The organism is Pseudomonas sp. S2_E01, assembly GCF_054668365.1.
On the sequence record NZ_CP162762.1, the window covers coordinates 3,775,564 to 3,787,942 of the forward strand.

8 protein-coding genes and 1 pseudogene are annotated in these 12,379 nt (G+C 62.4%); 5 read left to right on the forward strand and 4 right to left on the reverse strand.

The features are described 5' to 3' along the window. Positions 1–5 precede the first annotated feature (5 nt). From AB4O36_RS17525 to AB4O36_RS17540, 4 genes are read right to left on the reverse strand one after another with little or no spacing between them, the layout of a single operon-like run. The gene (locus tag AB4O36_RS17525; RefSeq protein ID WP_460142155.1) at positions 6–2,048 is read right to left on the reverse strand and encodes an EscV/YscV/HrcV family type III secretion system export apparatus protein; all 2,043 of its coding nucleotides are present in this window, start codon (positions 2,046–2,048) and stop codon (positions 6–8) included. A 5-nt stretch (positions 2,049–2,053) separates the two neighbouring features. Continuing rightward, positions 2,054–3,157 carry a type III secretion system gatekeeper subunit SctW gene (sctW, locus tag AB4O36_RS17530; protein ID WP_460139867.1) on the reverse strand — a complete coding sequence of 368 codons (1,104 nt, stop codon included), beginning with the start codon at positions 3,155–3,157 and terminating at the stop codon, positions 2,054–2,056. Further along, positions 3,154–4,794, reverse strand: a complete 1,641-nt coding sequence (sctC, locus tag AB4O36_RS17535) for a type III secretion system outer membrane ring subunit SctC (protein ID WP_460139868.1) — start codon at positions 4,792–4,794, stop codon at positions 3,154–3,156. The genes sctW and sctC overlap by 4 nt, the downstream gene beginning before the upstream one ends. A gap of 4 nt (positions 4,795–4,798) precedes the next feature. Further along, a complete protein-coding gene (locus AB4O36_RS17540) occupies positions 4,799–5,467 on the reverse strand; it encodes a helix-turn-helix domain-containing protein (protein ID WP_460139869.1) in 669 nt (222 codons plus the stop codon). Positions 5,468–5,754: 287 nt separating this feature from the next. Here AB4O36_RS17540 and AB4O36_RS17545 point away from each other — a divergent pair, with 287 nt between their 5' ends. The 5 genes and pseudogenes from AB4O36_RS17545 to AB4O36_RS17565 form a co-directional block, all read left to right on the forward strand. Then, positions 5,755–6,966, forward strand: a complete 1,212-nt coding sequence (locus tag AB4O36_RS17545) for a CmpA/NrtA family ABC transporter substrate-binding protein (RefSeq protein ID WP_460139870.1) — start codon at positions 5,755–5,757, stop codon at positions 6,964–6,966. Positions 6,967–6,981: 15 nt separating this feature from the next. Continuing rightward, a complete protein-coding gene (locus tag AB4O36_RS17550) occupies positions 6,982–7,557 on the forward strand; it encodes an ANTAR domain-containing response regulator (RefSeq protein ID WP_084318725.1) in 576 nt (191 codons plus the stop codon). 311 nt (positions 7,558–7,868) lie between these two features. After that, entirely contained in the window at positions 7,869–9,080 is a 1,212-nt protein-coding gene (locus AB4O36_RS17555) for a nitrate/nitrite transporter (protein ID WP_460116959.1), read from the forward strand. 7 nt (positions 9,081–9,087) lie between these two features. After that, positions 9,088–10,758, forward strand: a complete 1,671-nt coding sequence (locus AB4O36_RS17560; RefSeq protein ID WP_460139871.1) for a protein kinase domain-containing protein — start codon at positions 9,088–9,090, stop codon at positions 10,756–10,758. A 375-nt stretch (positions 10,759–11,133) separates the two neighbouring features. Continuing rightward, positions 11,134–12,348: pseudogene (locus AB4O36_RS17565) on the forward strand (NAD(P)/FAD-dependent oxidoreductase); the annotation flags it as partial. Between the last annotated feature and the right edge of the window lie 31 nt (positions 12,349–12,379).

Here is a 12,379-nt window from a genome sequence, read left to right on the forward strand (position 1 = left end):
GGCGTTCAAATCGTCTTGAGGACATTGACTGAAACGGTCTCGGACACTTCGCCGTACGACATCACGTCCAGTTCACGGAAGCGCCCTTCAATGAGCTTCTTGAGGTAGCGCCGCACATCGACCGAACACAGCAGCACCATGTCCTTGTGCGCAATGTGCAGGTTGTCCAGGCCGACACCCAGGCGGTCCATCAGATCCTCGGCCTCGGCCGGTTCCAGGTTGATGAAACTGCCACCCGACGTCTGCCGGATGCCCCGTCGCACCACGTCTTCGAACTCCGGCGACAACAGCAAAACCCGCAGGTCATTGCCCTGGGCGAATTTGTTGCTGATGTAGCGCGCCATCGTCCCGCGAATGTGTTCGACCAGGGCCAGCACGTCCTTTTCCCGCGAGGCCCAATAGGCCAGCGACTCAAGGATCAGCTTGAGGTTGCGAACGGAAATACGCTCACCGACCAGCCGTTGCAGCACTTCAGCGACCTTCTGCACCGTGACGTGGCGATACACCTCCTTGAGCAGGTCGGGGTACCGGCTTTCCGCTTCATCGAGCAATTGCTTGGTTTCCTGGACGCCAAAAAACTCCTGGATATGCCGTGCCAGCAAAGTCACCAGGCAGCGATAACATTCTTCATCGGCCGCCCGCAGTTGATAGCCCAGTTGCAGGACCTGCTCCCTGTCGACAGCATTGACCCACACGCCGCCCTGGCGATTGCTGTCCTTGCCGCGCACCAGGGAGAACCCCAGCGGTTCCAGATCCGGCGAGTAGTCGAGCAGGCGCCAGTGATCGAAATGGATATCGAACTGCTCGGCACGCACTTCGTTGATCAGCACCGCCACCTGATGCGCCGGCAGGCCGTCGTTGCCACGCAGCAGCGGTTCGGGAATGCGCAGGCCGTAGTCGACGAAAAACTGGCTGCGAAAACGCGCAGCCCAACGGGCCTTGATCAAACCGCCCAGTTGGGCGGTGGGCACCAACAGCATCAGGGCAATGGTTTGGGTCGCGATGTGGTCGATGTCATCGAGCAACCCCGGGCCTGGGTTCAGCGCATCCGGCTCGCTGGCCGGGGCGTGCGGGCCCGCCTGCCCGGTGCCCCGCCGTTGGCGCCAATACACCACCGAGGCCAACAACGCGGCGATGGGCACAAAGGTCAACAACGGAAAACCCGGCAGCAGGCCTACCCCCAATGCCAGCAGCGCCGTCACCCCCAGCACGAACGGGTTGCCCAGGGTCTGCGTGAGCATGTTGCGCCCCAGGTTGCTGTCGTCGCCGTTGACGCGGGTGACGATGAATCCGGCACCAATGGCGATCAGCAGCGCGGGAATCTGCGCGACCAGGCCATCGCCGATGGTCAACAGGGTGTAGGTCGACAGGGCGGTGGACATGTCCATGCCCAATTGCCCGACCCCGATGGCCATGCCGCCGATGAAGTTGACGAAGATGATGACGATGCCGGCAATCGCATCGCCCTTGATGAATTTCATTGCACCGTCAAAGGAGCCGTACAACTGGCTTTCACGCTCCAGCACGCTGCGTTTTTCCCGGGCTTCCTCGGCGCTGAGTGCACCTGCCTTGAGATCGCCGTCGATGCTCATCTGCTTGCCCGGCATCCCGTCCAGGGAGAACCGAGCCGCCACTTCGGCGACCCGCTCCGAACCTTTGGTGATCACGATGAACTGGACAATGGTGACGATGGAAAAGATCACGAAGCCCACCACCAGGCTCTCGCCAATCACGAATTCGCCGAATGAGGCAATGATCTCGCCGGCATCGGCCTGGCTGAGGATCAGTCGGCTCGTGCTGATCGACAGCGCCAGGCGAAACAGCGTGGTCAGTAGCAATAACGCAGGAAAAGTCGAGTAAGCGAGGATGCGCTCGATGTAGAACGAGCCCATGAACACCAACAGCGAAATGACGATGTTCAGGCCGATCAGAAAATCCACCAGCACCGTCGGCAAGGGAATGATCAGCATCGCGATGATCATCACCATGAGGCTCAGGATCAGCAGTTCCGGCCGTGCGCCGACGTTGCGTAAAAACACATTGAGCAGGCGGGTCACGCGTCACCACCAGATCGTCTCGAGGCCAGGCCTTCGTAACCGAAGGCAATGGTGGCCAGATGCACAAATTGCAGTGCCAGACGCTGCAGTGCCTGTTCGTCGGCAAACAACGCCAACGGCAATTGCAGGCTCAGGCGTCGTACCGTCTGCACCAGCGCCGACCGCTCAGGATGGGCACTCAAGCGCACCGACTCACCGAGGACGCCGAACAGCCACGCGTCGAGTTCATCCGGACAGGTCAACAGTCCGAGCAGAAACACCAGCCAGTCGCCTTCGTCCGCGTTGTGTCGGCAGAGCGCCGGATCGCTGAGCACACCATCGATAAACAGGATTTCGGCTGAACGCAGGCACTTGAGCCCCATGAGTCGGGTCAGTAGTTGGCCAAATTCCAGGCGTGAACAACTCGGGTCCTGGGCGCTGATGTCGGTGAGCAGCGCTGCCTCGATGAAGGCCAGCACGTGCCTGCGTTGACTCCATCCGTAGAGCGCAATCCAGTCCTGATAACAGCCGACCGGTCCGTCATCGGATTCGAGAAAATCCCGGTAGGTTTCTCGCAACAATGCGGCCCGCACGGACATGCTGGCACCGAACAGTCGGGCCTTGAGTGCGGCGTTGATCCCCGCGCTGACGCGTTTGGGACATGCCTGGGCGACCACCGCCTGCAACAGGATTTCGAGTCGTTGCCGACTGAGAGTGTCCAGCGCCTTGCGGCGCAACAACTCACGCAACACCCACACCAGATCACTGTCATCGGCGAACAGCTTGCGAGCCATACTCAGTAGCCCGGCAACCGGTGGGTCGGCAAGCGGCGCCAGCCTGAGCAGTTGCTGCACCTTGGGTAGAACGTCGTCTTCCAGCACCCGCTCAAAGTTGTCCGGCACACCCTCGGACTTCAATTCGAAATGTCGCCGTACCCGAAACTGGGTGAGCGCAGCGGACATTTCATCACTGGCCTGCACCAGGCGCTGGCTTAGCGTGACCGCAACGCCGTCGTCGGCCTCACTTTGGATGGCCTGTGGCGGTGGGTACTCACCCGCCTTCTCGCTGTTGAGCCGCGCCTGGGCTGCACGCCCGCCGCTGGAAATCGGGGACGGGATCACCGGTCGCCCCCCCGCAGGTAGCTTCGCCTTACACGTTCGTGCTGTTGCGGGGTCAGCAATTGCGCAGCGGGCTCTGTGACCTGCGGCTCCAGCGCATCGCGAATTTCCCTGGGCTGAATCAGAAACACACGCACCGTGTTGGCTGAACGACTTTGCCGATAACTGAACAGCCGACCGATCCACGGAATCGAGCCGAGCACCGGGATCCGGCCGATTTGCTCGCTGTGGTCATCCCGGGTGAAGCCCCCCACCAGCAAGCTCTTGCCCGGAGGCACCCGCGCCACGGTACTGATGCGGGTGCGACCCACCGTCGGCAATGCACTCGGTTGCTCGCCCTGGGCCGGATTGTCGATCTGGTTGCCGTCCTCGATGGTCAGCGACATTTCAATTTCGTCGGTCTGGGCAAAGCGCGGCAAGACATTCACGAGCGTGCCGTAGGTTACGTGTTGCAGGTCGACACTGCGCTCGCCCACCAGCGGCGCATAAAAAGTGCGATTGTTGTCGAAAATCGCCGGGACGTTTTCTTGCGTCAGGATCATCGGTCGCGACACCACATTCGCCCGGTCGGTACGCTCCAGCGCCAGGATCCGCGCGACGAATGACGCGCCATTGAGGGTGGTGGTCGAGCCGGTATTGAGCGATACACCGAGCTTCCCACCCACCTTCGTCCCTCCTTGCCAGTTGATCCCCAACTGATTGAGTTCGTCCTTGTGCAGGTCGATGATCCACAGCGACAGCTCGACGTGGCGCTTGGGCGTGTCGAGCGCCGTCACCAGGTTCTCGATGAAACGCACCTGCTCCGGCAGCCCCTTGACCAGCAGGCTGTTGGTGTCGGGATAGGCCACTACCCGGATATTGCCGGCGGCCATGTCTCGCGTGAGGATGCGCGGTGCAGACGGGTCCTGGTCCGATAGCGTGTTCGCCAGGCCAGCCAGCGGAAACATCGGCATCTGTGCCGGTGGTTCCACCGAGGCCTGCGCCACGGTCGCTTCGACACCATTGCGCTCGCCTCGCAGCAAGTCTTCGATCACCGTCGCAAGGCCAGGGATCGTGATCTTGTCGTCGCGCAGATCGTATTGGCGGTTGCCGACGAAGGTATTGCGCACCTGGATCACGCCAATCTGCTGCTTGCCCAGCATCAGCTCCGAGCGCTGGTTGTCCATCATCCCGGCCGCTTGTATCACCAGATCGACGTACATCGGCGGTCCGGAGACATGGAAAGTGCGCAGCCCGTCGTGGCGCAACGGATAGCGCCGATCGTACAACCCGGAGCGCTCGAGGAACGCCTGCAGTTTTGCCACGGTCAGTGTTTGCAGTGCCATCATCGAGCTTTTGAATTCGCCGGCGTCGTACAGGTAAATGGCCTGGCCCTCGCTGTACCAGATCAGCCCCATCTGCCTGCTGACGCGCTCAAAGACCTGCTGCGGTTCGCGCAGATCGAAGGTTCCCGAAATCCGCTTGGCCGCCGCGCTCTTGCTGACGACGACCGGCTTGCCGAGCGGCCCGGACAACTCGCTGAAAAAGGTGCGCACACTCTGCTCGCGCGCTTCGTAGACACTGGCCTGCACACTGGGTGGCGCCAGGAGCCAGGCGCTGTGCAAACAGATGGCCAACAGGAAAATCAATCGATGGCTCATTGCCTCACTTCCCCGGCAGATACGTGATGTCGCACAGGCTGCTGGGGGAGAAGCCCACCAATTCGCGGATTTCCCGGGAGAAATGCGAAGACGAGGCATAGCCCAGGTCCAGCGCAACATCTGTCAGCGAATTGTCTTGCAGGCTCATGTTCAGCAGCGCCCTGCCCGTGCGCCAGCCACGCAACGCAGGTTTGGCCGCGCTGCCCAATGCCTGGCGGCACAGGCGCCGAAAGTGCGACACCGACACGCCGTATCGCCGTGCCAGTTCGATGAGCTTTTCGCTGCGGGTGCCCTGCTCCAGCAGGAATCGCACGAGCCCGTAACTCTCGGTATGTCGCAGCACCTGCGCAAACGCCTGGAAAGCCGGACCGCCACCCAGGGCCTGGGCGATGTACCACTGCTCCAACCCACGCTCCGACCGCACGGTGTCCAACCCGACTGGCAACATCGCCCAGGTGCCGGGGCGCGGTTGTGGGTCGATCAGCACGTCGCTCACGTCGAGAAACACCTGCAACTTCACCAGCAATGCCGGCGTCAGCGGTAGCACCTGCACGCCGCCACCGTGCATGTGCAACGGCTCGCTGGCCGCGACCAACCCTTCCCAACCGCCGGGCAGCCGACAGTGTGACGCCGCCCCCAGACACAGGCCCGATTCGCTGATGCGCAAATGCATCACCCATTCGCCGCAGCGACCAGGGGCAGGATGTGTGAGGCAAAGAGGTTCAGTGTGCACGCCCATTTTCTGTTCAGCCTGGCGATCAAGGTTCGGCAGGATGAAAGACCGCGCCCTGCAAGTCCTGATGAAAACCTGATGAAAGCCGCTCTGGCATATGCCTTGCACCCACCGGGTATCAGCACTCATGTCAACGGCGGGATGAGTGCACGGACAACGGCGTCGTCACCCGGCCTTGCGCATGCGAGGACGCGGGGCGACGCTTTTTTTTGCAAGGTGAAGACGCGATGAACGAACCATCAGCCGGCCCGTTGGCCTGGGTCAATGGCAGCGATGCCCCGGAAAAGACCGAAATCAACCTCGGTTTCATGGCCTTGAGCGACTGTGCCTCGGTCGTGGTGGCGGCCACGCAGGGTTTCGCCCAGCCCTACGGGTTGACCTTGAACCTCAAGCGCCAGTCATCATGGGCCAACCTGCGGGACAAACTGGTCAGTGGCGAACTGGATGCCGCCCACAGTCTGTATGGCCTGGTTTACGCGGTGCACCTGGGTATCGGCGGCGTGGCGGCCACCGACATGGCGGTGCTCATGGGCCTGAACCAGAACGGCCAGAGCATCAACCTGTCCCACGGTTTACAAACGCTGGGAGTGACCGGTCCTGAAGCACTGGACCGCCACGTGCACCAAAGTCGCCCAAAGCTCACCTTCGCCCAGACCTTCCCCACCGGTACCCACGCCATGTGGTTGTATTACTGGCTGGCGAGCCAGGGCATTCATCCATTGCATGACGTAGACAGCGTGGTGGTGCCTCCGCCCCAAATGGTTGCGCACCTGCAAGCGGGGCGTATCGACGGTTTCTGCGTCGGCGAGCCCTGGGCTGCCAGCGCGGTGAAACAGAACCTCGGCTTCACCCTGGCGACCTCCCAGACCATTTGGCCCGATCATCCGGAGAAAGTCCTCGGCTGCACGCGCGCCTTTATCGAGCAATACCCCAACACCGCACGTGCGCTGGTGATGGCAATCCTGCAAGCCAGCCGTTTTATCGAAGACAGTACCGAGAACCGCCGCAGCACCGCGCAATTGTTGAGCGCGCCTGAGTACCTGGACGCGCCGCTCGATTGCATCGAGCCCCGGTTGCTCGGCGATTACGACGACGGTCTCGGCAATCGCTGGCAGGACCCGCACGCCCTGCGTTTCCACGACGATGGGGAGGTCAACCTGCCGTATCTGTCGGATGGCATGTGGTTCATGACTCAGTTCCGGCGCTGGGGTTTGCTGCGCGACGATCCGGACTACCTCGCGGTGGCCCGGCAGGTGCAGCAATTGGACTTGTATAAAGCGGCCGCCAGCGCCGTCGGTATCGCCTCGTCGAGCCGGGAAATGCGCAGCAGCCAATTGATTGATGGCAAGACCTGGGACGGCTCGGATCCGGCCGGTTATGCCCGCAGTTTCAAGCTGCACGCCATGAGCTACAGCTCGTCCCTACTCGCCAGCCGCTGACAGGAGACTGCGAACATGTTGCGTATCCTGCTGATCAATGACACCGCGAAGAAAGTCGGCCGGCTCAAAGCGGCGCTGACCGAAGCCGGCTTCGAAGTGATCGACGAATCCGGCCTGACCATCGACCTGCCTGCCCGCGTCGAAACGGTGCGTCCGGACGTGATCCTGATCGATACCGAGTCACCGAGCCGCGATGTGATGGAGCAAGTGGTGCTGGTCAGCCGCGACCAGCCACGCCCGATCGTGATGTTCACCGACGAACATGACCCCGATGTGATGCGCCAGGCGATCAAGTCCGGGGTCAGTGCCTACATCGTCGAAGGCATCCACGCACAACGCTTGCAACCCATTCTCGACGTCGCCATGGCCCGCTTCGAAAGCGACCAGGCCCTGCGCGCCCAGCTCCATGCACGCGACCTGCAACTGGCCGAGCGCAAGCGCATCGAGCTGGCCAAGGGGCTGCTGATGAAGATGAAAGACTGCAACGAGGAAGAGGCCTACACCCTGATGCGTCGCCAGGCGATGAGCCGGCAGCAGAAGTTGATTCAGGTGGCGGAGCAGATCATTGCCATGAGTGAACTGTTGGGTTGAAGGACGCCATCGCGAGCAAGCTCGCTCCTACAGGGACCGCAATCCTCTGTGGGAGCGGGCTTGCTCGCGATTGGCCGTCACACGGTCTCACCTGTTGGCACAGATCTGGCAAAGCATTCCTCCACAGGTAACCAACGGCGGTTGCCCCACCTACGACAAAGACGTCGCTCACCCGATAGGCCCATGGCCCATCAGGTGGCGGCGTTTTTTTGTTTTGGCCCCACAGCTCGGGGCCGGTGGAGCGGCCGTTGCGGCCCCCCACCTGCAAGCTCATGACTCCTTCTCAAGACGACTCACAGCTGAGGTGCGCGATGAATTCAAGCTTTTGGAAATCCGGCCATACCCCGACCCTGTTCGCGGCCTTCCTCTATTTCGACCTGAGCTTCATGGTCTGGTACCTGCTCGGCCCCTTGGCCGTGCAAATCGCCGGCGACCTGCACCTGACCACTCAACAACGCGGCATGGTCGTGGCCACGCCGATCCTGGCTGGCGCCGTGCTGCGCTTCATCATGGGCATGCTCGCCGATCGCCTGTCACCCAAAACCGCCGGGATCATCGGCCAGGTCATCGTCATCTGCGCCCTGTTCGGCGCCTGGAAACTCGGGATCCACAGCTACGAGCAGGCGCTGGTGCTGGGTCTGTTCCTCGGCATGGCCGGCGCCTCTTTCGCCGTGGCACTGCCGCTGGCGTCACAGTGGTATCCGCCGCAGCACCAGGGCAAGGCCATGGGCATCGCCGGGGCCGGTAACTCGGGCACCGTACTGGCGGCGTTGATCGCCCCGGTGCTGGCGGCCGCGTTTGGCTGGAGCAACGTGTTCGGCTTCGCGGTGATCCCACTGGTGTTGACCCTGATCGTGTTTGCCTGCCTGGCGAAAAACGCCCCGGAACGGCCCAAAGCCAAGTCGATGGCCGACTACTTCAAGGCCCTGGGCGACCGTGACAGCTGGTGGTTCATGTTCTTCTACTGTGTGACCTTCGGCGGCTTCATTGGCCTGGCCAGCGCGCTGCCCGGCTACTTTAACGATCAATACGGCCTGAGCCCGGTGACTGCCGGTTACTACACCGCCGCCTGCGTGTTTGGCGGCAGCCTGATGCGTCCGTTGGGCGGTGCATTGGCCGACCGCTTTGGCGGCATTCGCACCCTGCTGGGCATGTACACCGTCGCAGCCATCTGCATCGCGGCCGTGGGCTTCAACCTGCCCAGTTCCTACGCGGCACTGGCGCTTTTCGTGTGCACCATGCTCGGTTTGGGTGCGGGTAATGGCGCCGTGTTCCAACTGGTGCCACAGCGTTTCCGTCGCGAGATCGGCGTGATGACCGGCTTGATCGGCATGGCCGGTGGCATCGGCGGTTTCGCCCTTGCGGCCGGGATGGGTGCAATCAAGCAGAGCACCGGCAGCTACCAACTGGCCTTGTGGTTATTCGCCAGCCTGGGCGTGCTCGCCTGGTTCGGCCTGCACGCGGTCAAGCGTCGCTGGAGAACCACCTGGGGCTCGGCTGCCGTCACCGCCGCGCGGGTGTGAGGGCTGAATGAGCCTGCAACTGAGTTTCGCCGAAGCCAGCGCCACGGGTCCCCGCGAAGAAAACCAGGACGCCCTGCGCCTGGTCACACCGGCGCCGGCACTGGCGGCGAGCAAGGGCTACCTGTTCGCCATCGCCGACGGCGTCAGCCAGTGCGCCGATGGCGGGCTCGCCGCCCGCTCGACCTTGCAGGCGCTGGCCCTGGACTATTACGCCACCCCGGAAACCTGGGGTGTCGCCCAAGCGTTGGACCGCCTGCTGCTGGCACAGAATCGCTGGTTGCAGGCCAACGGTGGCGGGCAACCGCTGCTGACCACGGTGAGCGCGTTGGTCATGCGCGGTCGACGCTTCACGTTGGCCCATGTCGGTGACTGCAGGGTTTATCGCTGGCATGCCGACCAGTTGCAACGCATCAGCGAAGACCATGTCTGGGACCAGCCAGGCATGCAGCATGTGCTCAAGCGTGCCTTGGGCCTGGATCAACACCTGGTGCTGGATTTTCTCGACGGCGAGTTGCGTGTCGACGAGAGTTTCGTGCTACTGAGCGACGGCATCTGGGCCGTGTTGGGTGATACCGCCATTGCGGCGATCCTGCGCGATCAACCGGACCTGCACAGCGCCGCGCAAACCCTGGTCAACGCCGCGCACCTGGCCGGCAGCCAGGACAATGCCAGTGCACTGCTGGTCCGGGTCGACGCCCTGGGCGAAACCAGCATCGGCGACGCGTTGATTCACTTGCAGCAATGGCCCCTTCCGCCCGCACTGAAGCCGGGCCAGTCTTTCGAGGGCTGGCAGGTCCAGGGGATCGTCGGACACAGTCAGCAATCGCTGTTGTATCGGGTACACGACGCCCAGCAACAACCTTGGCTGTTGAAAACCTTGCCCGGAGCCCTGCGCGACGATCATCTTGCCGGGCAGGCACTGCTCTCAGAGGAGTGGTTTCTCAAGCGGGTCGCCGGGCGACATTTCCCCGAAGTGCATGCCGGCGGCCAACGCCAGCACCTGTACTACGCGATGCGCGAGTACGCCGGCTCGACCCTGGCGCAACTGGCGCAAAACAACACCACGCTGGCGCTGGGGCAATGGCTGGACCTGGCGGAGCGCCTGCTGCGGGCGGTCGGCATGCTGCATCGTCGGCAGATCCTGCACCGCGACATCAAACCGGAAAACCTGCTGCTGGGGGACGATGGCGAATTGCGCCTGCTGGATTTCGGCCTCGCCTATTGCCCCGGCCTGTCGGAAGATCAGCCCTCGACGTTGCCCGGCACGCCGAGTTATATCGCCCCGGAAGCCTTTCGCGGCGACCCGCCCACTGCGCAACAGGATCTGTATGCGGTCGGTGTGACCCTGTATTTCCTGCTCACCGGGCATTTTCCCTACGGCGAAATCGAAGCCTTCCAGCGCCCACGATTCGGCGCGCCGGTCAGCGCCAGTCGCTATCGGCCGGACTTGCCGGAGTGGATGGCACAAAGCCTGGAGCGTGCGGTGGCCGCCGATCCCGGCCAGCGCTTCGAGACGGCGGAAGAATGGCTGCTGGTGCTGGAACAGGGCGAACGGCGCAGCCTGAGTGTGCGACCTCGACCGCTGCTGGAGCGTGAACCGCTGAAGGTGTGGCGCACGTTGGGGTTGGTGTCGCTGTTGGGGAATCTGGTGCTGCTGGTTTTGTTGTTTCACAGCTGAACCGAGTCGCGGCCATCGCGAGCAAGCCCGCTCCCACAAGTACGGTGGTGCTCTTGTGGGAGCGGGCTTGCTCGCGAAGGCGGCGCAACATTCACCACAAAACCTGCTGAATACCCGCTCCATTTGTGGGCAACCCGCTTCGATTCGGTGCACCCCTGCCTTCCAGACCAATGCCCCGCCCCAACAAATACGGGCGCCCGCCAACTTGGCACAACCGCTGCATTACCTCTCCCATCAAACATAAAGACCAGCCTTCAACGATGACGGCTGGGCTTCCCGAGAGAACGGGATCAGGACAAAGGCGTCCTCGCTGGATAACCAGCGGGGATGCCTTTTTTGTTTGCGCGCCATTTGTCGAACACGCTGGAGAAGCTGATGAAAAAACTCAAACTGGTGATGATCGGCAACGGCATGGCCGGCGTTCGTACCCTCGAAGAGTTGCTCAAGCTGAGTAACGAGCTGTACGACATCACCGTCTTCGGCGCTGAGCCCCATGCCAACTACAACCGCATCCTGCTATCGCCGGTACTGGCGGGCGAGCAGTCCTTCGAAGACATCGTGCTCAACGACCTGAACTGGTATCAGGACAACGGCATCAAGCTGCTGCTCAATCGCAAAGTGGTGCAGATAGACCGGATCAAACGCCGGGTCATCGCCGAGGACGGCACCGAAGCCGAATACGACCGCCTGCTGATTGCCACCGGCTCGACCCCTTTCATCCTGCCTATAGCCGGCAACACCCTGCACGGTGTCATCGGCTACCGCGACATCGCCGACACCCGTTTGATGATCGACACCGCAAAAACCCACCGCCACGCCGTGGTGATCGGTGGCGGCCTCCTCGGTCTGGAGGCGGCCAACGGTCTGATGCTGCGCGGCATGCACGTCACGGTGGTGCATAACGGCGAATGGCTGCTGGAGCGGCAACTGGACAGCGTCAGCGGTCGCATGCTGCAAAGCGCGCTGGAGGCGCGTGGCCTGCATTTTCGTCTGTGTGAACACACCAAAGCGCTGCACGATGCGGGCAACGGCCGGGTCGGCTCAGTGGAATTCCACAACGGCGATACGATCCCCGCCGACCTGGTGGTGATGGCGGCCGGCATTCGTCCGGCGACCGAGCTGGCGGAAAAAGCCGGGCTACCCTGCCACCGAGGCATCCTGGTCAACGACACGATGCAAACCTACGACCCGCGGGTGTATGCGATCGGCGAATGCGCCAGTCACCGTGGCACCGCCTATGGCCTGGTCGCGCCACTGTTCGAACAGGCCAAGGTCTGCGCCAATCACCTCGCTCGCCTGGGGTTCGCCACCTACAAGGGCTCGGTGACGTCGACCAAACTGAAAGTCACCGGTATCGACCTGTTTTCCGCGGGCGACTTCATGGGCGGCGAAGGCACCGAAACCATCACCCTCAGCGATCCGATCAGCGGCATCTACAAGAAACTGGTGATCAAGGACGACGTGCTGGTCGGCGCCTGCCTGTACGGCGACACCGTGGATGGCGGGGAATATTTCCAGCAGATTCGGCAGAACCTCGACATCGCCGAGATTCGTGATCGGCTGATGTTCGGCGCCCTTCAATTGGCCGATTCCATGCAGCATGACTTGCGGGAAGCCAGCT

Coding starts and splice junctions, on each gene's coding strand:
- sctC (WP_460139868.1), bottom strand. CDS start 4,794: ATGAGCCATCGATTGATTTTCCTGTTGGCCATCTGTTTGCACAGCGCC.
- AB4O36_RS17540 (WP_460139869.1), bottom strand. CDS start 5,467: ATGCATTTGCGCATCAGCGAATCGGGCCTGTGTCTGGGGGCGGCGTCA.
- AB4O36_RS17545 (WP_460139870.1), top strand. CDS start 5,755: ATGAACGAACCATCAGCCGGCCCGTTGGCCTGGGTCAATGGCAGCGAT.
- AB4O36_RS17550 (WP_084318725.1), top strand. CDS start 6,982: ATGTTGCGTATCCTGCTGATCAATGACACCGCGAAGAAAGTCGGCCGG.
- AB4O36_RS17555 (WP_460116959.1), top strand. CDS start 7,869: ATGAATTCAAGCTTTTGGAAATCCGGCCATACCCCGACCCTGTTCGCG.
- AB4O36_RS17560 (WP_460139871.1), top strand. CDS start 9,088: ATGAGCCTGCAACTGAGTTTCGCCGAAGCCAGCGCCACGGGTCCCCGC.